Annotated in this window: 25 protein-coding genes; 11 read left to right on the top strand and 14 right to left on the bottom strand. The window is 38.7% G+C overall.

The features are described from left to right. Positions 1–85 precede the first annotated feature (85 nt). Genes ACW6NC_RS05145 through ACW6NC_RS05155 form a run of 3 tightly spaced genes read left to right on the top strand, consistent with a single transcriptional unit; the run spans position 86 to position 3,044 of the window. Positions 86–799, top strand: a complete 714-nt coding sequence (locus tag ACW6NC_RS05145; RefSeq protein ID WP_457864111.1) for a glycosyltransferase — start codon at positions 86–88, stop codon at positions 797–799. Then, positions 800–1,423 (top strand): lipid-A-disaccharide synthase N-terminal domain-containing protein, encoded by a 624-nt coding sequence (locus tag ACW6NC_RS05150; RefSeq protein WP_457864113.1) that lies wholly within the window; start codon positions 800–802, stop codon positions 1,421–1,423. After that, on the top strand, positions 1,416–3,044 hold the full coding sequence (locus ACW6NC_RS05155; RefSeq protein WP_457864114.1) for an ArnT family glycosyltransferase: 1,629 nt from the start codon (positions 1,416–1,418) through the stop codon (positions 3,042–3,044). The genes ACW6NC_RS05150 and ACW6NC_RS05155 overlap by 8 nt, the downstream gene beginning before the upstream one ends. On the opposite strand, the gene ACW6NC_RS05160 is transcribed toward ACW6NC_RS05155, so the two are convergent. The 4 genes from ACW6NC_RS05160 to ACW6NC_RS05175 form a co-directional block, all read right to left on the bottom strand. Then, positions 3,041–3,604: a phosphatase PAP2 family protein gene (locus tag ACW6NC_RS05160; protein WP_457864115.1), complete on the bottom strand. Its 564-nt coding sequence runs from the start codon at positions 3,602–3,604 to the stop codon at positions 3,041–3,043. The genes ACW6NC_RS05155 and ACW6NC_RS05160 overlap by 4 nt on opposite strands. 3 nt (positions 3,605–3,607) lie before the next feature. After that, entirely contained in the window at positions 3,608–3,838 is a 231-nt protein-coding gene (locus ACW6NC_RS05165) for a hypothetical protein (protein ID WP_457864117.1), read from the bottom strand. Between the two features lie 17 nt (positions 3,839–3,855). Continuing rightward, on the bottom strand, positions 3,856–5,214 hold the full coding sequence (locus ACW6NC_RS05170) for an MATE family efflux transporter (protein ID WP_457864613.1): 1,359 nt from the start codon (positions 5,212–5,214) through the stop codon (positions 3,856–3,858). 138 nt (positions 5,215–5,352) lie between these two features. Then, positions 5,353–6,774: a M20/M25/M40 family metallo-hydrolase gene (locus ACW6NC_RS05175; RefSeq protein WP_457864118.1), complete on the bottom strand. Its 1,422-nt coding sequence runs from the start codon at positions 6,772–6,774 to the stop codon at positions 5,353–5,355. A gap of 350 nt (positions 6,775–7,124) precedes the next feature. Here ACW6NC_RS05175 and ACW6NC_RS05180 point away from each other — a divergent pair, with 350 nt between their 5' ends. Continuing rightward, positions 7,125–7,718, top strand: a complete 594-nt coding sequence (locus ACW6NC_RS05180; RefSeq protein ID WP_457864119.1) for a hypothetical protein — start codon at positions 7,125–7,127, stop codon at positions 7,716–7,718. Positions 7,719–7,722: 4 nt separating this feature from the next. Here ACW6NC_RS05180 and ACW6NC_RS05185 read toward each other — a convergent pair whose 3' ends face one another. The 7 genes from ACW6NC_RS05185 to ACW6NC_RS05215 form a co-directional block, all read right to left on the bottom strand. Then, positions 7,723–8,889 (bottom strand): sigma-54-dependent transcriptional regulator, encoded by a 1,167-nt coding sequence (locus ACW6NC_RS05185; RefSeq protein WP_457864120.1) that lies wholly within the window; start codon positions 8,887–8,889, stop codon positions 7,723–7,725. A gap of 2 nt (positions 8,890–8,891) precedes the next feature. Continuing rightward, positions 8,892–9,791, bottom strand: coding sequence for a DUF6268 family outer membrane beta-barrel protein (locus tag ACW6NC_RS05190; RefSeq protein ID WP_457864122.1), 900 nt, complete (start codon positions 9,789–9,791; stop codon positions 8,892–8,894). Positions 9,792–9,798: 7 nt separating this feature from the next. After that, positions 9,799–10,704 (bottom strand): mechanosensitive ion channel family protein, encoded by a 906-nt coding sequence (locus ACW6NC_RS05195; protein ID WP_457864123.1) that lies wholly within the window; start codon positions 10,702–10,704, stop codon positions 9,799–9,801. A 1-nt stretch (position 10,705) separates the two neighbouring features. Beyond that, positions 10,706–11,998: an ABC transporter permease gene (locus tag ACW6NC_RS05200; protein ID WP_457864125.1), complete on the bottom strand. Its 1,293-nt coding sequence runs from the start codon at positions 11,996–11,998 to the stop codon at positions 10,706–10,708. Next, a complete protein-coding gene (locus ACW6NC_RS05205; RefSeq protein WP_457864126.1) occupies positions 11,991–12,920 on the bottom strand; it encodes an ABC transporter ATP-binding protein in 930 nt (309 codons plus the stop codon). Before ACW6NC_RS05205 ends, ACW6NC_RS05200 begins: the two co-directional genes overlap by 8 nt. Before the next feature lie 211 nt (positions 12,921–13,131). Next, a complete protein-coding gene (dnaJ, locus tag ACW6NC_RS05210) occupies positions 13,132–14,253 on the bottom strand; it encodes a molecular chaperone DnaJ (protein ID WP_457864128.1) in 1,122 nt (373 codons plus the stop codon). 30 nt (positions 14,254–14,283) lie between these two features. After that, positions 14,284–14,880, bottom strand: coding sequence for a nucleotide exchange factor GrpE (locus ACW6NC_RS05215; protein WP_457864129.1), 597 nt, complete (start codon positions 14,878–14,880; stop codon positions 14,284–14,286). Between the two features lie 152 nt (positions 14,881–15,032). Between ACW6NC_RS05215 and ACW6NC_RS05220 the strand changes: the two genes are divergently transcribed. After that, positions 15,033–15,701, top strand: a complete 669-nt coding sequence (locus tag ACW6NC_RS05220) for a YceI family protein (protein WP_457864131.1) — start codon at positions 15,033–15,035, stop codon at positions 15,699–15,701. A 45-nt stretch (positions 15,702–15,746) separates the two neighbouring features. Here the strand turns inward: ACW6NC_RS05220 and ACW6NC_RS05225 are convergent, their stop codons facing one another. Both ACW6NC_RS05225 and mnmD read right to left on the bottom strand, forming a co-directional pair. Then, the gene (locus tag ACW6NC_RS05225) at positions 15,747–16,652 is read right to left on the bottom strand and encodes a TIGR01777 family oxidoreductase (RefSeq protein ID WP_457864133.1); all 906 of its coding nucleotides are present in this window, start codon (positions 16,650–16,652) and stop codon (positions 15,747–15,749) included. A 72-nt stretch (positions 16,653–16,724) separates the two neighbouring features. Then, positions 16,725–17,399 carry a tRNA (5-methylaminomethyl-2-thiouridine)(34)-methyltransferase MnmD gene (gene mnmD / locus ACW6NC_RS05230; RefSeq protein ID WP_457864135.1) on the bottom strand — a complete coding sequence of 225 codons (675 nt, stop codon included), beginning with the start codon at positions 17,397–17,399 and terminating at the stop codon, positions 16,725–16,727. A gap of 409 nt (positions 17,400–17,808) precedes the next feature. Between mnmD and ACW6NC_RS05235 the strand changes: the two genes are divergently transcribed. After that, complete coding sequence (locus ACW6NC_RS05235; RefSeq protein ID WP_457864136.1) at positions 17,809–18,876, top strand: branched-chain amino acid aminotransferase; 1,068 nt, start codon at positions 17,809–17,811, stop codon at positions 18,874–18,876. Between the two features lie 2 nt (positions 18,877–18,878). Here ACW6NC_RS05235 and ACW6NC_RS05240 read toward each other — a convergent pair whose 3' ends face one another. Beyond that, positions 18,879–19,886 carry a Gmad2 immunoglobulin-like domain-containing protein gene (locus ACW6NC_RS05240; protein ID WP_457864138.1) on the bottom strand — a complete coding sequence of 336 codons (1,008 nt, stop codon included), beginning with the start codon at positions 19,884–19,886 and terminating at the stop codon, positions 18,879–18,881. A 136-nt stretch (positions 19,887–20,022) separates the two neighbouring features. On the opposite strand from ACW6NC_RS05240, the gene ACW6NC_RS05245 reads away from it, so the two are divergent. The 5 genes from ACW6NC_RS05245 (at position 20,023) to ACW6NC_RS05265 (ending at position 23,476) form a co-directional block, all read left to right on the top strand. Further along, entirely contained in the window at positions 20,023–20,211 is a 189-nt protein-coding gene (locus ACW6NC_RS05245; RefSeq protein ID WP_457864139.1) for a hypothetical protein, read from the top strand. 70 nt (positions 20,212–20,281) lie between these two features. Next, positions 20,282–21,313 carry an SRPBCC family protein gene (locus ACW6NC_RS05250; RefSeq protein WP_457864141.1) on the top strand — a complete coding sequence of 344 codons (1,032 nt, stop codon included), beginning with the start codon at positions 20,282–20,284 and terminating at the stop codon, positions 21,311–21,313. Between the two features lie 5 nt (positions 21,314–21,318). Beyond that, entirely contained in the window at positions 21,319–21,693 is a 375-nt protein-coding gene (crcB, locus tag ACW6NC_RS05255) for a fluoride efflux transporter CrcB (RefSeq protein WP_457864143.1), read from the top strand. 170 nt (positions 21,694–21,863) lie between these two features. Further along, the gene (locus ACW6NC_RS05260; protein ID WP_457864145.1) at positions 21,864–22,202 is read left to right on the top strand and encodes a P-II family nitrogen regulator; all 339 of its coding nucleotides are present in this window, start codon (positions 21,864–21,866) and stop codon (positions 22,200–22,202) included. Between the two features lie 26 nt (positions 22,203–22,228). After that, on the top strand, positions 22,229–23,476 hold the full coding sequence (locus ACW6NC_RS05265) for an ammonium transporter (RefSeq protein WP_457864147.1): 1,248 nt from the start codon (positions 22,229–22,231) through the stop codon (positions 23,474–23,476). The last annotated feature ends 78 nt before the right edge of the window (positions 23,477–23,554 follow it).

Below are 23,554 nucleotides of genomic sequence, written 5' to 3' on the forward strand. Positions count from 1 at the left end.
ATTCAAATAGTTCCCAAGGCCTTTGTAGAAATTTTAAATCTACTGTTTTTTATTAATACCTTTGTCCCCTAGCGTGATCCTTTATATGCAATACGAATTCACTATTATTGTTCCGCTCTTTAACGAGGAAGAAAACCTGTTAAGAGTTGAACAGGCCCTAAGTAATTATTTAGACAAAACTAAAAGAAGGAGCAGCGTACTCCTTATCAACGATGGATCTGTGGACAAAAGCCTTGACCTTATTGAAGAAATTTGCAGCAGACAGGAGCACTTCAGATATATTTCATTTGATAAAAATAGGGGTTTAAGTGCAGCTATCAAAGCCGGATTTGACCACGCTGAGTCCCCTTTAATCGGATATATAGATTCTGATCTTCAAACGGATCCAGAAGATTTTGATCTTCTTTTGGCAGAAATAGGAGATTACGATCTGGTTACAGGAGTCAGAGCCAATCGAAAGGATAAATTCGTCAAGAATATTTCCTCAAAGATCGCTAATAATATCAGACGTAGTTTTACAAAAGATGGAATGGAGGATACCGGTTGTCCCTTAAAGGTTATCAAAGCCGACTATGCTCGGAATATCCCAATGTTTCATGGTTTACATCGATTTTTACCGGCCATGGTCCTTTTACAGGAAGGTGCGGTTAAACAAGTACCGGTAAGGCATTATCCTAGACTAGCCGGAACTCCTAAATTTCATGTATGGAATAGACTCGGAGGACCGCTGGTGGATTGTTTTGCCTATTTGTGGATGAAAAAAAAATACATCAACTACAGGATCGAGAAAAGAGGATAGATGGAAAATTGGCAAATTTATGCTATTGGTTTTGCTGCACAAATACTTTTCTCAAGCAGGTTACTTCACCAATGGATCCTCTCTGAGAATCAGAAAAAGGTAGTTACTCCCGGATTGTTTTGGAAACTTAGCTTATTTGCATCATTCCTATTGTTTATCTACGGTTATTTTCGAGATGACTTTGCCATTATGTTCGGGCAGGGTTTAACCTATTTTATATACATCCGAAACCTATACCTGCAGGGCACCTGGCAGCGTTTACCCACATGGTTTCAATGGCTCTTATATCTATTCCCACTAGGGGTTATCGGTTTCTTTTTTACTTTTAAAAGTTTCCATATCGATAAATTATTCTTTAATGAAGATATTCCATTCTGGTTATTGGCTATGGGCACTTCGGCACAGATAATTTTTAATTTTCGATTTATTTACCAGTGGTTTTTTTCTGAAAAAATAAATAGGTCTGTTCTACCCCTCGGTTTTTGGATGTTAAGTCTTTTTGGTGCCGGCCTTATACTAATGTATGCCATTCTAAGAAAGGATCCCGTATTGTTTATAGGCCATATTCTCGGAAGCATCATTTACGTAAGAAACATTGTTTTAAGTTTGAAAGCTTATGCCTAAACTACTAAAATTTACAGATAAATACCGCTTCATACTTTTCCTACTTGGGGCTCTCATATTTTTAACACAGCTCGATGTTCTGTATATCAATATAATGGAAGCCCGTAATTTTATTACAGCCCGGGAGATGTTGGAAAAAAATAACTGGCTTCTTACAACCCTCAATGATCTCCCTCGGTATCAAAAACCCCCTTTACCCACCTGGCTCACTGCTCTGAGTGCCGGAATTTTTCAGAGCTATGAGCGCTATTTTATGCGTCTACCGGCTGCTATTACCACGCTCATCCTCATTTTTATTTTTTATGGTTTCCAGAGCTTAATCAAGATTTCAAAAAAACAGGCTTTTCTAAGTTCATTAATCTTAGCCACCTCATTTTATATCGTATTTTCTGGACGTGATGGACAATGGGATATTTTCACCCATTCTTTTATGATGGGTTGTATTTTTTTTCTGGTTAAAATTTTCCAGAATTATAAAAACCTTTATCGTAATGCTATCATAGCTGCGTTTTTCTTTGCGGCGTCCTTGTTAAGTAAAGGTCCTATATCGCTTTACGCGCTCTTCCTCCCATTTTTAATCGCCTATGGTCTAAGTTATAATTACAGAGGATTCAAAGGAAAGCGACTTGCTATTTTTGTTTTTATATTTCTTGGAATTGCTCTGGGAACCTGGTGGTTCATCTATGTTAGACTGGCCGATCCAGAGAGCTTTTTAAAGATCGCCGCTAAGGAAACTTCGAACTGGGCCAATTATAATATAAGGCCTTTTTATTATTACTGGAGCTTTTTTGTTCAGAGTGGTATCTGGACTATCCCATCTTTTGTCGCCCTTCTTTACCCTTATTTAAAGAATAAAGTTTCCAATCCCAAAGCTTATAAATTCTCCTTTTTATGGACCATTACAGCAGTTATTCTACTCTCAGTTATTCCGGAAAAAAAATCAAGGTACTTACTGCCCGTACTTATTCCAATGGCCATAAATACTGGCTTTTATATTGAGTATCTATTCCGGAACTTCCCAGCTCTTTCTAAATCTGAAAGCTGGATAGTGTATTTGAACCATATGCTTATTGCTTTTATAGGATTACTTTTTCCTCTTGCCGCTTTATTTTATTTAGATCTGGACGGATATTGGATCTGGTATATGGCGGCCTCAGTAACGTTGTTTGGTTTTGGTTTAATGATCTTATATTTCCTTTGGAAAAAGAATTACCCGCCTGTCTTCTATTTAACGGTAAGCTTTATTCCCGGAATAATTGTTTTTGCTTTTCCCTTAATGTATTCATTTTTAAACAACCCAGATTTCAACAATATTCATAACCTGAAAGTATTAGCCGAAGAAAAAAGAATTGAGGTCTATGAATATAAAACTTTCACCCCCGAATTAATTTGGGAATATGGAAGTTCCATCCCTCTTATTGAGAATCTCAAGACCCTGGAAAAGAAAGAATCCTTTGGAATTTTATTTATGGAAAAAGACAGTCTTCAGGTAAAAACCTTCTTTGAAAATTTTGAAATTAAGCAACGCGAACGTTACGACCTAAACTATGTAAACCCAGAAACAGGCCGCTATAAGGATCGGCTCATAAGGGCATTTTATCTTTTAGAAAAAACAGATTAAAGCTTAAATAATTTCAGTAGATATTTCTGGATCAAATAATATACAAATCCAAAGAAGACTCCTATAACGGCACCGGTTAATATATCTCCAGGATAATGTACTCCCAGGTATACCCGACTATAAGCCACCAATCCAGCCCATAGAAGTAAAAAATAGAGGAGGGTGGGAAACTTCTTTTTAAAAAGAAGTCCCAGGAAAACCGCCACACCAAAAGAATTTGCAGCATGAGCTGAGAAATATCCATACTTTCCACATCTCACGGCTACAAAACGGGCATACTCTCTTATTCCTTCCTGGCCACAGGGTCTTAAGCGTTGGAAACCATCTTTGAAGACATTGGCCAATTGATCGGTGGTGGTAATCAAAAGGGTAACCAAAATCAAATAAAGTAAGGTAACCTTCCATCCAAAGACCTTAAATAACAAATAAACAAGGATAGCGTAGAGAGGAATGGCCGTCCATTTATCGGTAACCAGTAACCAAAACCAGTCCCACTGATCGCTTCCAAGGTTATTGAGGAAAAGAAAAAGTTTGTGATCTAATTCAATTAGACGCTCCATTGCTTAATCTTCTTTGTAACGGGAAACCTCACGATCATAAAATTCGGAAGCTTCATTGATTAAGGATTCGGTTTGATTGGCAAGTTCTTCCTGGTCAGATGTATCGAATTCCTCAAGCCATTCCACCTCATCATTTTCTAAATTGATGATAAATCGGGGAAACTCAGTATGAACAACGAAGACCGCATTGGGATAATCTGTATTATCACCAAGAAGAAATTTGGGAAAATCCATAATAAAAAAATTTCATTTTAGGCCAGTACGACCTTTTTTTCAATTAAACGTTTACTTAAAAAGTTGAATCGAAGATACAACATTAATGCTGAAGCCGTAAGGCCAGCAAGCAAGCCTAGCCAGATTCCCATACTTCCCAATTGCTCCGCTTTCCCATAATACCAGGAAACTGGAAATCCTATAATCCAGTATGCGATAAAACAAATAAGAGTGGGGATCTTTACATCCTGGAGCCCCCGAAGGGCCCCAAGAATTACAACCTGTAACCCATCGCTGAGTTGAAAAAGCGCAGCTACTATTAGCAATTGAGCTGCAAGTAAGATCACCTCTGTATTATCGATATAAAAGGTGGGTAACCAGTCTTTGAGTAAAATAAAACCAACGGCAAATACAGCTTCTATAAGGAAAACCAGTAAAAAAGTGGAAAAAGCTATTCTTCTGAGATCCTTATAATGTTCAAGTCCCTTTTGATTGCCTACCCTTATTGTAGCAGTAACACCTAGACCTACTGCAATCATAAAAGTCATCGAAGCCAGGTTAAGTGCAATCTGGTTGGCTGCTTGGGGATTAGTTCCCAAAGTCCCAGCAAGAAAAACAGTGGCGGTAAAAATTGCCATCTCGAACAGCATTTGTAAGGCCGTTGGAAACCCAAGAGCAAGAAGCCTCTTAAAAATATCAGGTTTTACAAGTTCCTTTCTGCTCCACTTGAAATATTCAGCAAATTTTTTCTTTCTCCTTAAGATCTCCCATACAAACCAAAGCATAAAAAAGCGGGAGATTAAAGTACCAATCGCTGCTCCCTCCAGTTCTAGACGAGGAAAGATCCAGATACCATAAATAAGTAAATAATTGAATACCACATTAACCACATTGGCAATGAGTGTGGCGTACATGGCATATTTGGTTTGCGAGAGCCCATCTGCAAACTGTTTAAAGGCCTGAAATATCATTAGCGGAATCATAGAAAAGGCAACAATTTCCAGGTAGGGAATTGCCAGAGCCACTACTTCTGGAGGTTGATTCATATGATTTAGAACGGGTTTGGCTAATAAAAGGGCTAGGAATAAAAAGGCGCCGTTAATAGCGCATAAAATCACCCCGTGATGAAAGTAACTTCGTCCTTTTTCTATGTCTTTGGAGCCATCTGCTTCCGCAATAAGAGGCGTAATGGCAAAGGAAAACCCTATTCCTAGGGAAAGAGCAATAAAGACCAACCCGTTTCCCAGGGAAACCGCAGCCAGAGGAGCAGCACCCAATCTTCCTATCATAAGATTATCCACCAGTCCCACCAACACATGACCTAGTTGCCCAAGCATTACCGGAAAAGCTATAGAAAGGTTTCGGTTGAATTCTTTTGTGTAGGCTGATAACTGCAAGCTTAATTTTTTAGGCTGCAAAGATAGCATGTTTTATTACCATAAAAATTGAAAGCTGAGGAAATTTCAGCCTACTACGTTGGTTACAAAAAACCGGACCCTAAAAGTCCGGTAGCGTGTATTTAAATTTTGATTACTTTAGAATTTTTCCTGAGATTGGGTATTGATTTGCTTAATGCCATATTTATCCACAAGGTATATCAATGAGGTCATAGTTGCCGCGCCGAGTTCCAATTCCCTCTTGTTGACATGTTCAAAGGTGTCTGTGGCAGCATGGTGATGATCAAAGTAGCGTTGGGAATCCGGACGAAGACCAGCAAGAACCATATCCCCATCTTTTAACGGGCCGATATCTGCACCGCTTCCACCTAACTCAAAATAATGAATAAGATAAGGTTTGAATAAAGCTTGCCAGCTTCTAATCTGGGCAAACTGCGCCTCATCAGCATCAAAAGAAAAACCCCGAGGAGTAAACCCACCCGAATCGCTTTCTAAAGCGAAAATATGGTTTTCTCCTTTTTCCCGGGCCACTTCTGCATATTTATTCCCGCCACGAAGACCGTTTTCCTCATTCATAAAAAGCACTACCCGGATAGTTCGCTTTGGCTGATAGTTCATCTCCTTAAAAAGCCTTAACACCTCCATAGATTGAACTACCCCGGCCCCATCATCATGTGCGCCATCGCCTATATCCCAGGAATCCAAATGCCCCCCGACAACCATTATTTCATCGGGATATTCCTCTCCCGTGATCTCACCGATCACATTATAGGAAAGTACATCCTCGTGTTGCTCAGAATTAAGCTTAAAATAAAGTTTAAGATCAGGAGATATTTTTAACATCCCACTTACATAATCAGCGTCGTTAGTGCTTATCGCTGCTGCAGGAATTCGTTGAGAAACGGGTGTATTTCCATAACTCATAGATCCTGTATGCGGGTAATCGTCCTGTTTTAAACTAAGAGAGCGAACAATTACACCTACTGCTCCATATTTTGCTGCTTCGGCTGCTCCCGAATAGCGCTGATCAACACATCCTCCATAGGCTTCAAAAGTATGAATTAATTCAGGACGCATCGGTCGGTTATAGAATACGATCTTACCCGCAATTTTATCGCGGCCAAGCTCTGCAAGTTCCTCTAGGCCTTTTACCTCAATCACCTCGGCTTTGGTTCCACCTTCTGGGGTGGACACAGACCCGCCAAGGGCAGTAATATTTAATTCCCTGGTTTCTCCAGGAGCGGTCTGCAAATACGAAAATTCCCTAGCTCCCCTGGTCCATTTTGGCACCATTACCGGTTGCAACCAAACCTTATCCAAGCCAAGCTTCTCTAATTCAGCTTTGGTGTAATCCACAGCCTTCTGGGCGTTTAAAGATCCCGAAAGTCTTCCTCCAATATCATTTGATAAATGATCAAGCCACTCATAACTTTTTCCATCCAAAAGGGCGTAATCATATATTTTTCTTAGTTGCAAGGAATCTTCTTTGGAAGTGGTTTCCTGAGAACTGGCATTTAAAAATACTGAACTGATAAAAATTAAGCTAAGTAATCTTTTCATTGATAAAATATAATTTATTTTGATGACGAAAATAACTAATCCTTTTTAAGCTTCTCGATATATTCCTCCAATTTCTGGAAAATTTTCGTATTTAATGAGGCTTTATATCCTTCTCAATACTTGTCTAGTCCTGGGTATAACCAAATAATGTGCCGTGGGTTACCATAAGCAAAGAATATTAACAAGGACTATGATGCTAAGCGGATTTTGATATCCTCGGAAGGAATACTTGCAATGTTCATTAAAAAGATCAAAAAGAGCCTTTATAAAGGTTTCTGGCTTATTTGGGTAACTAAAGATACAATCTTTAAGAAACATTTTTTTTATCTTCGCACCTAAAATAATTTGGCTTGAAAAAGGAAGAAAAACAGGAAATAATAGAAAAAGTCACCAGCCTTTTAAAAGAGATTCCTTCTTCAATGGATATCGTTAAAAAAGGAGGAAACAGGCATAAGCGCTTTCAATATCTCGCTACCCATATGGTAGAGAAAGCTATAGAAAAAGATGCGCTTATTATTTCAAAAAACAGGAAAGGAATAGCCATTTTGTTTAAAACCAATAGCAAGGCCGATAATTTCTGGAAAGACATCCGGACACAGTTGGGCCTTGTTTTTAACGTCACCGGAATAAAGAATGCTTTCCGGATTATCAAAAATCAGAATTATATCAAAAAACAACGCCCCGCTGAAGGTGACTATCTTTACTGCTGGTTCTGGGGTATACTCGCAGATTCTCGCGGAGCAGACACCCAGGTAGGCAAAGAGATGAAGGATGAATTTTATCGGCAGGCACAAGAATTTCAAATTCCTCTTTATGCTGAAACACGAATGCGAAAGAATGCCCTGGTATACCAGCGCTTTGGATTTGAACTTTTTCATCAGTGGCAACACCCCAGTGGGGACACCATGTATTTTTTAAGATACAATCCCCCTGCTAAAGAATAAGAGCTTATAACTTCCCGGCGAAAACCTTTACATCATCCTCGGTCACCTCGTTGCCCCCTAATATTATTAGGCGTTCTACTACATTGCGCAATTCCCTAATATTACCCCGCCAGTCATATTCCTTCAAAAGCTTTAATGCCTCTGTGGTAAACTGTTTTTTATTAGTACCGTGTTCGTTGGCGATCTTTTCTCCAAAATATTCTACTAAAAGGGGTATATCTTCACGCCTTTCGTTTAAGGCTGGAACCTGTATCAAGATTACGGCCAACCTGTGATAAAGGTCCTCCCGGAATCTTTTCTCCTCGATTTCTTTTTTCAGGTTTTTATTGGTAGCTGCAATTACCCGCACATCCACCTTGATATCCTTACTACTACCCACTCTTGATATTTTGCTCTCCTGTAAAGCACGTAACACCTTGGCCTGTGCTGAAAGACTCATATCTCCTATTTCATCCAGAAAGATAGTACCCCCGTTGGCCTGTTCAAACTTTCCTGCACGATCTTTATTAGCCGAAGTAAAAGCTCCTTTAACATGACCAAAAAGTTCGCTTTCTATCAATTCTGAAGGTATGGCGGCACAGTTAACTTCTACCATTGGACCTGAAGAACGATCGCTTTTTTGATGCAGCCAATGCGCAACGAGTTCCTTACCACTTCCATTGGGGCCAGTAATTAATACCCTAGCATCGGTAGGTGCCACTTTCTCAATAAGATCTTTGATATGTTGGATGGCCCTAGACTCCCCAATCATTTCAAAATTTTTACTTACTTTCTTTTTTAGCCGCGTATTTTCCACTACAAGTTCCTTTCGATCCAATGCATTGCGTACCGTATTGAGTAAGCGATTAAGATCTGGTGGTTTAGAAATATAATCAAAAGCCCCCAGCTTCATTGTGTTTACAGCAGTTTCCAGGTCTCCGTGACCAGAGATCATCACCACCGGTACTTCCGGTTTTATCTTTTTTATTGCTTCCAGGACTTCCACTCCATCCATCTTAGGCATTTTTATATCACACAGCACAAGGTCAAAATCCTCATCTTTAATCTTTTCCGTACCCTCAAGACCATTCTCAGCCTCTACTACGGAATATTTTGAATTTTCTTCAGTAAGGATCTTTACCAAGACCCTTCTTATTGATGCTTCGTCTTCTATTAATAAAATTCTTGCCATAGTTATAATATACTAAATTTTAAACCTCCGCGAGCATAAAAGGTATTGGTTTTGTTAATGGTGTATAAGTCTTCCATATCTTTGTCTCTCAAACGAATATCATTCATCAAGGTATATCCGGCATAGGTATAAAATGAAATATGATCGGTGAAATGATATTCATAACCCACTCCACTTAGAAGAATCGTCATTGAAATACTTTCAGCAATTCCGTTATCAGGAGTTTGCACCCTAAAGTTCTCCTGGATATTGGCAAAAAACCCATCCAGGGTTACAAAGGTCTGCATAGAATGTCTATCGTTAAAATAATGCTTCAAATTGGATTTTGGCGTACCTATGGTATAAGACCATTTTGGATGAAACCTTTTATAATAATTCACAATAGGTAGTGGAAAAGGAAATCCAGTAGTTGTCGAATAATTGAGTCCTAAAATTAATCTCCAGGGTTCCACGTAACGCTCCTCCTCTTTTATCTTCACAAAATAAATCGAACCTATATAGATCAGATCGTCATTTATCACTTTATCGGTTGTGAAGTTTGATGCTATTTTAAAACCAGCTTCTGCCGCAAACCGCCAAAATTCACCTAATTTAAAAGTATAGGCCAAATTTCCTTTGAACGAATGGAATCGATCTAGATTTTGGGTATTAAAGTTTTCTGAATCTTCATATTTAAAATTTACATTGCGATACTCCACCCCTGGAATAAGATAGGCTCCCTTATTGTTAAGCTTGACAGGAAAGTTCACAAAACTTCGGAATCTCCTGAAGGAATTATCGGAGTTCGATTGCGGAAAATAGGTATATTCTATTCTGGCAAGGTCAGTGGTTTGCGCAAAGCCCCCTGTTGACGATCCTAATAATAACAGGATTAAACCCAGTAAAATTACAGTTCTACACATCTTCTTTCTATTTTTCAGATAGGTTTTGGTTAAAAATATGCACATCCCGCTGTGGAAACGGAATGGTAATCTTATTATTTCTAAATTCCTGATCGATTTTAAATCTCAACTTGCTTTTGATTTTAGGATCCACGAAACTGTCGCTCACATAAAAATGAATCGCAAACAACAAGGCGGAATCTCCAAAATCTTCAAAAAGCACAAATGGGTCAGGAGTTTTCAAAATCCCCTCATTTTGTTGGGCACAATCAAGGAGAACTTGTTTTACTAATTGGGTATCGCTTCCATAGGCCACCCCAACTTTAACCATTTCACGCGTGATTTTATGGTTTTGTGTATAGTTGAAAACCACGTCACTCATAAACTTATGATTTGGAATTATCATCACTTTATCGTCACGGGTAATAGCTCTGGTCGTTCTGAGCTTAATTTCAAAAACTCTTCCTACCCGCCCGTTCATTTCAATGACATCTCCAACCAGAAGTGATTTGTCCAATATTATAAATATACCTCCGATCACATCCTGAAATAACTCTTGTAAAGCTAATCCCAAACCAACAAATAAGGCTGCAGATGCGGTTAGAAGTATGGTTATATCTATTCCTGCAGAGCTTAGAGTTATTAAAATTACAACAACATATATGAAGTATTTTATAAATTTAAAGATACTTATAAACTTCATCTTATCTTCATCTACAAGCTTTCCTGTCACAAAAGATCTTATAATTCTCAAGATGGCACTGGTCAGCACAAATGCGAAAATAATTAGTAGGATCAGGCCAACAGTAATATATATTTTATCACCCCCCAGATCATAGGAAAACAACACATGGTTCCAAAGATCCTGGATTAGCCCCCAGATGTCCTGTTTAATTACTTCCTTAATATTTTCTGCTGTACTTTGATCCTGCATTTTAATATTTTAGCCATTTAAATAATTCTTTATAGGTAGCCTTCTTTCCGTACATTAAGATTCCCACCCTGTAAATTTTTGAGGCCAACCAAACCACTCCTAAATTAGTAATAAAAAGCAAACCCAGGGAAATGGCCAGTTCATACCAGGGCACTCCAAAAGGGATACGCATTAACATCACGATGGGAGAAGTAAGTGGAATCATAGAAAAAACAGTAGAAATACTCCCATGTGGATTTTCAATCACAGCAAAAAAACCAACGTAAATTCCTAACATCAGTGGAAGGATTACGGGGAACATAAATTGCTGGGTATCGGTTTCGCTATCCACGGCTGCACCTATTGCCGCATAGATGGAACTGTAGAGAAAATAGCCTCCCAAAAAATAAATTACAAAGAATACAAATAAACTCAGCAATGGTAGGTTATATACGTCGTTTAAAAAGAGGCTAAGATCAGATTGAGCCATTGATCCCATGATCTCCATTTGCTCCCTCTGCGTAGATAGAATATCGATACCAAGTGTGAAACTTGTTATCCATAATAATACTCCGCCCAGGATAACCCATATACTAAATTGAGTAAGACCGGCCAGGGAGGTGCCTAAGACCTTTCCTAACATCAGATGGATAGGTTTAACCGAGGAAACTATAATTTCAATAATACGATTTGTTTTTTCCTCAATCACACTACGCATCACCATATTACCATAAATAATAATAAACATCATTAACAAATAACCTGCGATCCCCCCAAAAATCATCTTAATGTAATTAGACATTTTTGAAGTTCGCTGTCCGGAAAAATTCTGAATTTCCACATCTGCTCTAACTTCTGCAGCTTCCATGGCACTGATATCGATCCCGCGTTTTTCCAGTTCTCTTTTTGTAAGCCTATCGGAAATGGTTTTTTCCACTGCCTGAACGGTACCCAGGCCAGGGGGATCAACCCCAAAAAACTGGATTTGCCCTGCCTCCCCGTTCCTATCTTCAGGGATATATATCAAACCATAGTATTCCTGTTCCTGCACCTTTAGTAGTGCATCCTCAAAAGGTATATTCGAGAAATCCAGGTATTGTACCTGTCTGCTATCTTTAAAATCTGAAGAAAAATAACCCGTTTCGTCATAAATACCGATTATTTGCTGTTCACTACTATTCAACATGCTTAAGTACCCCACCAACATAAACATGCCTACTAAAATCAATGGACTTAAAAAAGTCATGATGATAAAGGTCTTATTCCTCACCCTTGCCAGATACTCACGTCTTATGATTAACTTCAAATTACGCATCTCGGGTGACGGTTTGGATAAAAATGTCGTTGACTGAAGGGATTACCTCTACAAAATGATTTATCTGAGCACGATTTAAAAGAAATTCCAGTAAGTCATTGGCTGATTCATTTTCCTGAAGTTGAATTTTTAATTTTAAATCAGTATGGATACTTTTAAAAGAGGCATTCCCCACAATAAATTTTTGCTGCAGCTCCGCAAGCAATGCCGATTGATTTTCAGCTTCCATACCAACCTCAAAGGTATTTGATTTATATTCTTTTTTTATATCGGACACCCGACCATCCAGAAGTTTATTGGATTTATGAATAAGTGCTATATAATCGCAAAGTTCCTCCACACTCTCCATACGATGTGTGGAAAAAAGAATGGTCGCTCCTTCCTCTTTCAATTGAAGAATTTCCTGTTTAATAAGTCTTGCATTGACCGGATCAAAACCACTAAAAGGTTCATCAAAGATCAGCAATTTTGGTTTATGAAGCACTGTAATGACGAATTGGACCTTCTGCGCCATCCCTTTTGAAAGCTCTTGGATCTTTTTGTTCCACCAATCAGAAATCTCAAATTTTTCAAACCAGTATTCCAGGCGTTGTTTAGCTTCATTCCTTGAAAGCCCTTTTAATTGTGCCAGGTATAATGCCTGTTCCCCAACCTTCATTGATTTATAAAGTCCTCTTTCTTCAGGCAGATAACCAATGTATTGAATATCATCAGGACCCAGGGCTTTATGATCCAAATAGATTTTGCCACGGTCCGGCATCGTAATTTGATTGATAATCCTTAACAAGGTAGTTTTTCCAGCACCATTTGGACCTAAAAGACCAAAGACACTGGCACGAGGAACATCTATAGAAACATTATTTAGCGCAGTATGATTTCCAAAGGATTTGTAAATATTTTCTGCCACTAATAGGTTATCCATACATGAGTTTTCGTTATTGGTAAATATATTGAAATGGCAGGAGAGAGATTTTGAATTAAGAAGAATTTATAATTTACATGCCTGTCTAAAAAGCAAAACCCACCCTTAAACAGAATTAAGGATGGGAAAAAAATTGCTATGAAAAAGAAAAATTATCACCAAAAGACTTAGTGATAATCAAATATATAAATTATTTCTTAAAATGGAAGTATTAAGAAAACATATCTTTAACCTTTTCAAAGAAGGATTTATCAGATTTTTCCGGATTTGGCTGAAAATTTTCATCGTCAGCCATTCGTTCGAAGAAATCCTTTTGTTCCCTACTGATGGTTTTGGGTGTCCAAACATTGACATGAACCAAAAGGTCTCCCTTACCATATCCGTTAAGGTTTCCAATACCTTTACCGCGTAAGCGCAGTATTTTTCCAGATTGTACTCCTTCATCTATTTTGATGCGAACCTTTCCATTAACCGTTTCAATCTCTTTTGAAGTTCCTAAGACAGCTTCGGAAAGACTGATGTATAGATCATAATGCAGATTATCACCTTCACGTTGTAAACTTGGATGCTCCTTCTCCTCTATGGCTACAAGAAGATCTCCAGGCACACCATCTCCGGGAGCATCATTACCTTTACCCGAAACTTTCAGCTGCATTCCTTCTTCTACTCCAGCTGGGATCTTTATCGAAACAGTTTCTTCTTTCATTTTAAGTCCCTGGGCATCAGCATCAGCAGGTTTCTGATCTATGATCTGTCCAGATCCGCTACACGTGCCACAGGGTGAAGCCGTTTGCATTCTTCCCAAAATTGTATTAGTAACTCGGGTTACCTGACCTGTACCATTACAGGTACTACAGGTTTTATAAGTGGTACCAGGAGCCTGGACTTTACGCTTAACTTTGATTTTCTTCTCTGCCCCATGGGCAATTTCTTCCAGGGTCAGAGCTACACGAATACGAAGGTTACTACCTTTGGCACGTCGTCTTCCTCCGCCGAAGCCTCCGCCAAATCCAGAGAAACCTCCACCGCCGAAGCCTCCGCCAAAAATATCGCCAAATTGGCTGAAGATGTCATCCATGTTCATACCGCCGCCGCCAAAGCCGCCGCCGCCTTCAAAAGCCTGGTGACCAAATCTATCGTAACGGGCGCGCTTATCTTCATTACTCAATACTTCATAAGCCTCTGCCGATTTTTTAAACATTTCCTCAGCCTTAGGATCATCCGGATTCTTATCCGGGTGATATTTTATGGCCATCTTTCGATATGCTTTTTTTATCTCGGCAGTAGAAGCACCTTTACTAATTCCTAATATGTCGTAATAATCTTCTTTCATTTGGTGTTTTTGCGATTCAAAAAATGCTTTTTATTTTCCGGTTACTACTTTAGGATAGCGGATAATACGCTCCCCAAGTTTATAACCACGCTCCACCACATCAACAATCTTGCCTTTAAGATCATCCGATGGTGCTGGAATTTGAGTGATAGCTTCATGGATGTCCGCATCGAAATCATCACCTTTTTCAACATTCATAGGCTCCAAGCCCTTGTTCCTTAAGGTTTCATTTAATTTGGAATGAATAAGCTCGACACCCTTTAGTAAGTTCTTGTCTTCGGTTTTTTGAATTTCATTTAAAGCCCTGTCAAAATCATCAAGCACGGGTAACATCGCTGACATTACTTCCTGATTGGCAGTTTTAAATAACTCTAGTCTTTCCTTAGAGGTACGCCTTTTATAATTTTCAAATTCAGCAAAAAGTCGTAAAAATTTATCCTTTTCTTTCTGAAGCTCTTCGGATAGTCTATCGGTTTGAGAAATCTCCTTACCGTCCTGCTTTTCTTCGGCATGCTCTTCAACATCTTCAATAGCCTGATCAATAGCGTCTTCTACTTTATCCTTTACCGAATTATCTTTTGCTTGATTATCGTGATTTTTACTTTTATCTGTTTTCTTTTTACTCATTTTTTCAGCATTTAAATACGGGCAGAAACGGTCAAAAGTATTGCCAATTCTTACCAAATGTCAAAATGTCACAAATTCTTTTTAATATTGTTTTAGGAAACTTCAAATTCCAGAAACCTTAAATTTGAATTTGTAACTAAATCCACTTTAAAATGAAAAAACTTTGGAATACTACATTTTTTATTGTTTTTCTCTTTGTCATAGTGGCCGGGTGCAAAAATGAAAGCACTAAGGCTAAAACGGAGGATGTTAAAAATGCACGGGAAGCTAGCCTTGAAGCTGAAATTTTTCATGTGAAAACCGAGGAATCTGTAATTCACTGGAAAGGCCGAAAACCCACCGATACCCACACTGGTACTATTAAAATAAAAGAAGGATCATTTAAAGCCAACGACAGTACCATCGAAAGTGGGAGTTTTGTCATTGATATGAAATCCATTGAAGTCTCCGACCTAACAGGTAAAGATCGTGCTGATCTGGAAGCCCATTTAAAAGGCACTGTCGAAGGGAAGGAAGGGGATTTTTTCAATACCGAAAAATTTCCGAAAGCCACCTTCGAAATCACTGATATAAAAGACGAAAACGGGCAAGCAATGCTTTCTGGCAATCTTACCATCAAAGAGGAAACAAAAAACATCACCTTCCCGATCAATATCAGTCATAATGGAGATGAAATAGAGATATTAAGCGATGAATTCAGCATAGACAGAACACACTGGAAAGTTAACTTTGGATCGAGATCAGTTTTTGACGGGCTCGGAGATAATTTTGTTTACGATGATATCAATTTAAGAATAAAGCTTGTGGCCGAGAGATCCTAGAATGAATACAAACCTGATAAAAAGTCACCAAGATTGGTGACTTTTTTATTCCATAAGATCTTCCAGGGCTTTGGCCAAATTGGTATATTGAAATCCGTATCCTGTATGTTCTATTTTATCACTACTCACCAATTGGCTAGACAAGACAAGGTGAGACATCTCTCCTAATAGCGCTTTAATAGCAATTGCCGGTACATTTGGCAACCAAACCGATTTCCCCATTTTTGAGGCGACCTCGTTCACCAATTCCTTATTGGTAACAGGGTTTGGTGCCACAGCATTAAAGGTTCCTTCCAGTTTGTTTTCAAGAGCATGCACAAAGATTCCGGCTACATCATCTAAATGAACCCAGGATTGCCATTGCTTACCACTGCCAAGGGGAGAGCCCACGTTAAAATTTACCGGTTCCTTGAGTTTTTCCAGAAGACCTCCTTCCCTGGCCAATACCAGACCTATTCGTATTTTGGCCACATCCATTCCAAGATCACTGAAATTATCCGCAGCCTCTTCCCATTGCACCACCACCCTTCCAACAAAAGAGTCATCGACAGCTTCATTATTTTCAGTATATAGCTTTTCTAAGGAGCTTGGATATATCCCGATAGCACTGGCTGAAATAAAATGGTTGATGTGATGATTGTTATTCTCAAGCTCTTTATACAGCAATGCTGCCGTATCGACCCTACTGCTTACAATTTTATCTTTTTGTTCTTTTGTCCAGCGTTTTGCAATATTCTCTCCAACAAGGTTAATTATTGCACTAACTCCTTTAAAAGCTTCAGGATCTATTTCATCTTTTTCTGGATTCCAGTAAAAGCCCTTATAATCAGGTCTTGTTTCAATTTTACCTTTCGAGGTAGTAAGATAATTTACCTTTATCCCTTTCTGCTGACATAGGTCGGTCACTCTCGTTCCAATAAGGCCGGTAGCTCCGGTTATTAATACACGCATTTTTATTTTACAAGTTAAGTACTTGAATCGGGCTAACCCAGTACTTTATTAGAGGTTTAACAAGCTGGCTTATCAACTTTTAGTTGCTCTTAACATTTCGCGTTTACCTGGTGGCCCAGGGAGCCTTTCAACGATAAAACCTACATTTTGCAGAGCTCGCCGAACACTGCCTTTAGCAGAATAAGTGACCAGGATTCCTTTCTTTTTTAATGAAGCATGCATAATTTCAAAAATCTCCTGGGTCCAGAGTTCTGGTTGCACCCTGGCCCCAAAAGCATCAAAATAAATGATTTCAAACTCATTCTTGGAGGTGATCTCATCAAATTTCCGCTGTAGTTTCTTTAGTTTGAAATTATCATTTATTTCAGCCCATTGTTCCCAAGGAACATCATGAATCTTCTCAAAGGCCCATTGCTGACTTTCTGCAGAAAGTTTTTCAACAAAATTTAAACCGGCTATTTCCTTCTGGGTCACCGGATACGCCTCCACTGCAGTGTAGGCAATTTGGGTAGAGAATTTCCGTGCCTCCAGAAAAGTTATAAATGCATTAAGACCAGTACCCAAACCAATTTCCAATATGGAGAGCTCTGAGGCTTTATTTTGCTTTAAAAACTCGTACAGGCCCATTTTTATAAAAACATGCTGGGCCTCCTGTACTGCCCCATGCTTAGAATGGTACTGTTCATCCCAATCCGGCAAATGAATGGTGACCGAGCCATCTGCGGTCTTTATTATCTTTCTTTCCAAAACTTTGTTAATTATACCCCTTCCGCCCGAAAAATCTGGTTAAAAAGAGGGCTCTATTTGATTTTCAGTGAAATTCCAATATCCCATTTCCGTAGCTATCATTGTTCATTTTTTCATCTGGTAAAATCCTTACTTCCTTTTAAATATGCAAATTGTAATTTTACTTCAAGAGATTAAAATGATCTTTCATAGTGAATTTTATCGGCATAAAAAGCACAGGTAACACTCATTAAAAAATAGAGACCAAAATTTCGATATCAGAAATTTAGCGCCAAAAATAAGGTGATAAAATGAAATAATTTATTCATTAACCACAAGTATAAATGAATCAGTAAAAAACTAATTTACCAAAACTTTTGATTTTTATTCTACCAATATTTAGGTAAATTTGTTAACTAAATTTAAATCAATGAAAACCGGTACTTCCTCTCTCGAAATTATAAAATCTTCCACATCTAAACTTGATCAAACCAAACTGGACAAGCTTGTTTTCGGTGAATTATTTACTGATCATATGCTGGAATGTGATTATGAAAATGGGAAGTGGAAAAACCCCAGGATCAAACCTTATGGTCCAATAGAACTAATGCCTTCGGCTAAGGTTTTTCATTACGGGCAGGCGGTTTTCGAAGGCATGAAAGCCTTCAAGGATGAGGATGATAAAATCTGGCTTTTTAGACCGGAGGAAAATTTTAAACGCATCAATGTTTCCGGTGCAAGACTGGCCATTCCAGAATTCCCGAAAGAATATTTCTTTCATGGTCTCGAAGAGTTGTTAAAATTAGAAAAGGAATGGATTCAAAAGGGATTCGGTAATTCCTTATATATTCGTCCATTTGTGATTGCCACGGAGGAATGTGTTTCTGCTTCTCCCTCTACTAAATATAAATTTATGATTATTTGCTCACCGGCCCAGGCATATTACAGCGGTGAGGTAAGAGTGAAATTTTCTGAAACCTTTAGCCGTGCTGCTGATGGCGGGGTAGGATATGCCAAGGCCGCTGGAAACTATGCTGCACAGTTCCACCCTACAAACCTCGCAAAAGAGGAAGGCTTCCAGCAAATAGTATGGACCGATGCCAACACCCATCAGTACCTTGAAGAAGCAGGAACTATGAATATTTTCTTCCGGGTCGGGGATAAATTGCTCACTGCTCCAACCAGCGATCGAATCCTGGATGGGGTTACTCGAAAAAGTATTCTTACTCTGGCTGAAGAATTTAATATTCCTGTTGAAGTAAGAAAAGTAAGTGTAAAAGAAATTATAGAAGCTGCCAAAAATGGAGAACTGAAGGAAATGTTTGGTGCAGGCACGGCGGCAGTAGTCAACCCAATTGTTGGTTTTGGTCACAAAGGTGAGCGATTTGAACTTCCAAAATTAGAGGATACCTACGCCAGATTCTTTAAAGATAAACTGATGAAAATCCAATATAATCAGGCAGAGGACAAGTACGGTTGGAGGCACGAAGTAGTTTAAGACTAATCCTGAAATTTAACCGGCATTCTATGAATTCTGTCCAACTCTGGTTTTTCTGAGGCATTGTTTTTTTTAAATAGCAAATACCCATTTTTGGTTTTTGGTTTTTTAAAATCAAGTTCACCTTGGAATGCTACAAAATCCTCGGTCATCCAATCCGCTTCTGCCACTTCAATGTAACTTTTTCCCAGGGAATGAAAATCACCGTCAAGAAGCTCGATGGGTGCGGTAGCTTCAAAGAACCAATTCCCACGAGCTTTTCCCTTAATTTGAAGCGGCGACTCAATGGTTTTACCACGAACGGGCATTTCAACCCTGATTAACTCAGTAATTTTCTTACGATTGGAATTTTCTCGGGAGAACCAAAGACTCCTTAGGATACCTTCGAGCTCTCGTTTGGATTTTGTATCCACTTCACCGAAATACAAAATCCTATCTTCACCTAACGGATCACATTGTCCGACAGAAATTTCCTTATCCTCTGAGGTTTTACATTTGGCTTCGAAATCCAAAACTTTATACCTAATAAATATTCCGCCATATTTACTCCAGGTCTCAGGAGGCCTTGCAAACCTTAAATAAAACCCCCAGACCTCACCGTTATTTAACAGGTAAACCACGGAGCTTTTTTCATCAACTTCAAAAGAAAGAGGTAGTGGATTGCCAAATTTTTTCAAAGATCGCTGAGTTCCTGCGGGAGCATCTACCCCGTATCCTTCTGGGAGAAAGGCTATATAAGCATTTTTAAAATCCTCATGAATTCCAAAAGGTCGATCCTCAAGTGCCTCTTTAGGAAAAACATTTATTACTGGTGCCTGGCCCCCAAGATTATCTTCCCATACCTTATAATGGGGAGGATATTCAAAGTTTAATTGAAACTCCTGGGAATTATATTTACTCAAAGAGTCCAATGCCTCCCGCTTTGTATTTTTTTCTGGTTGTTGAGTGGAATGCTCCTTACAGGCACACACACTCAATAAAATCATAAGGATGTATATGGAGTATTTCATGATTCTTTTTTAATTAACTTTTAAAGGTTCTTTACATGGTAAGACTCTCCTTATATAATTTAATAATTTTCTTTTGTTCTTCAATAATTAGAGAAGATAAAACCAGAAAATGTAACTTTGCCTCAAATTTCTCAGCATGTTTAGCACAGGACAATTAATTTTTGCGGCCCTATTTCTTATTACCTTTATTGCAATAATCATCTTCTCTTACCGGAAAGATACAAAGCTTCATAAAAAATATTACAAAGGGAGTATTTATGTGTTAATCGGTTTCATTGCTTTTATAATTCTATTGTTTTTTCTGAAATCATGGCTTGGTCATTAATCTAATCTCCAATAGGTAATTTGGGTATGTTAAATTCTTTATCTTAGCAGTATAATCAACTACTGCCAAAATGAAAATATTTAAATACCTCCTCTTTTTACTTCTTATTATTGTTATCGCGGGCTCAATTTATATCGCCACCAAGGACGGGGAGTATCATTTTGAAGAAACCCAAATAATCCCGGCTCCGCAAGAACTGATTTTCAACCAGGTCAATGAATACCACAACTGGCAAAATTGGGAACCATGGTCTATGGAGACAGAGGATATGATCCTTGAATATGATGAAAAAACCCGTGGAAAAGGTGCCGGTTATTCATGGAAGAGTGAACTCAAAGGAGATGGTACCATTAAGACTCTCGATGCTAGACCATTTTCAAGTATTGACCAGAAGATAAGTTTTGATTTGCCATTTGGAGTATCCAGTAGTGATGTTTACTGGAAATTTCAAAAAATGGAGGATAGCACCGAGGTAACCTGGGGTATGAAAGGAAACCAGAGTTTTATGGAGAAACTCTCCTTTACTTTTCGTGGTGAGACCTTAAGTGAAATGATGCGTCCTATGATGAGAAAAGGTTTGGAAAATCTGGAAAATTCAATACTAAAAAATATGGAAAAATTCTCCATCAATATTGACGGAGTTATCCAGCACGGGGGAGGATATTACATGTACACAACTACCGCCAGTAAAATTTCGCAGGTTAATCAACGTGTGCAAAAAATGATTGCCGATGTAAGGACTTATATGCAGGACAACAATATAGAGATTAGCGGAAACCCCTTTACCCTTTACAATGAAAGGAATGAAAATGCCGGCACTGCAATTTTTTCTGCTGGTCTCTTTACACCGAGCCAGGTGGTTACTCCAAATAATAGTCAAGTACTCAATGGCAATCTTCCAAATCAAAAGGTACTCAGAGCAACGCTCAAAGGAAATTATAAAAACCTGCCTGAAGTCTGGACGGCAGCCTATGATTATATAGCAGAGAATAACCTGGAAATTAACCAGGAAGAAGATGTTTTTGAAGTATATATTACAGGGCCTGAAAATAATCCAAATCCAGCCGAATGGATGACCCAGGTTCATTTTCCTATTAAATAATATAAATGTTTAAACAAATTATCTTGGTATTTTTAGGAGGGGGCCTGGGAAGTGCTTTAAGGTTTTTGTTAACCAAGTACCTAAACAATACTCATTTTAACATCCAATACGGAACCTTTACCGTCAATATTCTTGGAAGCCTTTTATTGGGAGTTTTCCTTGGCTGGGCCATCAAAAACAATAGTCTGAATTCAAATATTAACCTTGCTCTAGCTGTAGGCTTTTGCGGAGGCTTCACCACTTTTTCCACCTTCGCTTTTGAAAATCACAGCCTTCTGAAGTCCGGAGATTATTTTCATTTTCTACTCTATACCCTGGGAAGTCTTATCCTGGGCATTCTTGCTATTGCTGCTGGACTATTTTTATCTAAATCTATATAACCCCCCTTATTTCAGATACACATTACTCAAAAAATATTACATTATTTATTTAACCCCTCATTTTTGAGGGGTTATTTTTTAATTTTAAATAAAAATTAAACTAACACCCCCTATTTTTGTTACCTGGATAGATAATTTTAATACTTTTGGAGGAATCAAAACCAAATTTTATGAAAAAAATAGAAGCAATTATCAGAAAATCCAGATTTGATGAAGTTAAAAAAGCGCTTCATGAAACCCAGGTCAATTTTCTTACCTATTGGGATGTTACCGGAGTCGGAAATGAAAAGCAGGGACATGTATATCGGGGGGTGTCTTACAGCACCAGCGATATTCAAAGACGTATAATCTCCTTGGTGGTTTCCGATGAAAATGTGCAAAACACTATTGATACTATCCTAAAGGCTGCATACACTGGTGCAATAGGCGATGGAAAAATATTCATAACTCCGGTCCAACAGGCATACCGGATTAGAACCAAAGAAAAAGGAACCGATTCCTTATCCTAAATCATTAAAAAATTAAAATAAAAAATATGGATTTACTTACAACAAATAATACCTGGATGATGGTGTGTACTGCTTTGGTTTTCTTTATGCACCTGGGTTTTTCCCTTCTTGAAGTTGGGCTTACCAGGCAAAAAAATGCAATTAATATTCTCTTTAAAAATGTCTTTATTATCTGTGCGGGACTATTAATCTATTTCTTATTAGGCTTCAACCTAATGTATCCCGCTTCTTTTATTGCCGGTGTTCTACCTGATTACTTTTTCGACCTCTTCGGTTTAAGTGCTCCGATGTCTGAAGGCGTGCTGGATCTTAGTTACAATGAGGGTTATACTTTTTGGACGGACTTTCTCTTCCAGGGAATGTTTGCTGCCACCGCAGCGACAATTGTATCAGGAGCTGTTGCTGAACGGATTAAACTTGGCAGTTTTATGTTATTCTCGGTAATTTATCTTGCCTTGGTTTATCCTATTGTAGGTTCCTGGAAATGGGGTGGCGGTTTTCTGGATGACCTGGGATTTTATGATTTTGCAGGTTCTAGCCTTGTTCATTCTGTGGGGGGTTGGGCCGCGTTGATCGCGATTTACCTCTTAGGAGCAAGACTTGGCAAATTTGGTAAAGAGGGGACTTCTCACGCCATTCCCGGCCATAATATCCCTCTGGCTACAGCAGGAGTTTTTATACTTTGGCTAGGTTGGTTCGGTTTTAATGGTGGCTCTGTTCTTTCCGCTGACCCTGAATTAACCTCAATAACTTTGGTCACTACCTGCCTGGCTGCAGCTGCCGGAGGGATGTCAGCCTTCATTTTCTCCACCCTCAGATACAAAAACTATGATCTTACCATGTTTTTAAACGGTATTCTGGGAGGACTGGTAGGAATTACTGCTGGAGCTGATCTTATGAGTCCAGTTGAAGCCATATTAATAGGGCTTATTGCCGGGGTTCTTATTGTATTAGGGGTTGCAATGGTAGAAAAACTAAAACTGGATGACCCTGTTGGAGCAGTAGCCGTTCATCTTGTCGGGGGAATTTGGGGAACCTTGGCTGTAGGTATCTTCGGAAATCTGGCAGGTACGGAACAATTTCTCATTCAACTGGCAGGAGTAGGTATAATTGGTGTATTCTGCTGTGTTTCTGCTTTCATCATACTGTATGGAATAAAAGAAAAAATGGGATTAAGAATGGAAACAAAGGAGGAAACCGAAGGCCTTGATGTGCACGAACACGGAATGGATGCCTATGCCGAATTTGGCATGGTCACCGATAAAACAATCTAAAAATTTACAGAAAAAGGAGCGCTTGGCGGAGCGCTCCCTAACTGTAAACTTTTCAATAAGCATTGCTCAACACATTTC

Source organism: Salegentibacter profundi (assembly GCF_054121475.1).

Coding starts and splice junctions, on each gene's coding strand:
- ACW6NC_RS05150 (WP_457864113.1), top strand. CDS start 800: ATGGAAAATTGGCAAATTTATGCTATTGGTTTTGCTGCACAAATACTT.
- ACW6NC_RS05260 (WP_457864145.1), top strand. CDS start 21,864: ATGAAAAAAATAGAAGCAATTATCAGAAAATCCAGATTTGATGAAGTT.
- ACW6NC_RS05155 (WP_457864114.1), top strand. CDS start 1,416: ATGCCTAAACTACTAAAATTTACAGATAAATACCGCTTCATACTTTTC.
- ACW6NC_RS05245 (WP_457864139.1), top strand. CDS start 20,023: ATGTTTAGCACAGGACAATTAATTTTTGCGGCCCTATTTCTTATTACC.
- ACW6NC_RS05205 (WP_457864126.1), bottom strand. CDS start 12,920: ATGGATAACCTATTAGTGGCAGAAAATATTTACAAATCCTTTGGAAAT.
- ACW6NC_RS05200 (WP_457864125.1), bottom strand. CDS start 11,998: ATGCGTAATTTGAAGTTAATCATAAGACGTGAGTATCTGGCAAGGGTG.
- ACW6NC_RS05185 (WP_457864120.1), bottom strand. CDS start 8,889: ATGGCAAGAATTTTATTAATAGAAGACGAAGCATCAATAAGAAGGGTC.
- ACW6NC_RS05215 (WP_457864129.1), bottom strand. CDS start 14,880: ATGAGTAAAAAGAAAACAGATAAAAGTAAAAATCACGATAATCAAGCA.
- ACW6NC_RS05240 (WP_457864138.1), bottom strand. CDS start 19,886: ATGAAATACTCCATATACATCCTTATGATTTTATTGAGTGTGTGTGCC.
- ACW6NC_RS05225 (WP_457864133.1), bottom strand. CDS start 16,652: ATGCGTGTATTAATAACCGGAGCTACCGGCCTTATTGGAACGAGAGTG.
- ACW6NC_RS05145 (WP_457864111.1), top strand. CDS start 86: ATGCAATACGAATTCACTATTATTGTTCCGCTCTTTAACGAGGAAGAA.
- ACW6NC_RS05165 (WP_457864117.1), bottom strand. CDS start 3,838: ATGGATTTTCCCAAATTTCTTCTTGGTGATAATACAGATTATCCCAAT.
- ACW6NC_RS05190 (WP_457864122.1), bottom strand. CDS start 9,791: ATGTGTAGAACTGTAATTTTACTGGGTTTAATCCTGTTATTATTAGGA.
- ACW6NC_RS05220 (WP_457864131.1), top strand. CDS start 15,033: ATGAAAAAACTTTGGAATACTACATTTTTTATTGTTTTTCTCTTTGTC.
- dnaJ (WP_457864128.1), bottom strand. CDS start 14,253: ATGAAAGAAGATTATTACGACATATTAGGAATTAGTAAAGGTGCTTCT.
- ACW6NC_RS05250 (WP_457864141.1), top strand. CDS start 20,282: ATGAAAATATTTAAATACCTCCTCTTTTTACTTCTTATTATTGTTATC.
- crcB (WP_457864143.1), top strand. CDS start 21,319: ATGTTTAAACAAATTATCTTGGTATTTTTAGGAGGGGGCCTGGGAAGT.
- ACW6NC_RS05160 (WP_457864115.1), bottom strand. CDS start 3,604: ATGGAGCGTCTAATTGAATTAGATCACAAACTTTTTCTTTTCCTCAAT.
- ACW6NC_RS05175 (WP_457864118.1), bottom strand. CDS start 6,774: ATGAAAAGATTACTTAGCTTAATTTTTATCAGTTCAGTATTTTTAAAT.
- ACW6NC_RS05195 (WP_457864123.1), bottom strand. CDS start 10,704: ATGCAGGATCAAAGTACAGCAGAAAATATTAAGGAAGTAATTAAACAG.
- ACW6NC_RS05265 (WP_457864147.1), top strand. CDS start 22,229: ATGGATTTACTTACAACAAATAATACCTGGATGATGGTGTGTACTGCT.
- ACW6NC_RS05235 (WP_457864136.1), top strand. CDS start 17,809: ATGAAAACCGGTACTTCCTCTCTCGAAATTATAAAATCTTCCACATCT.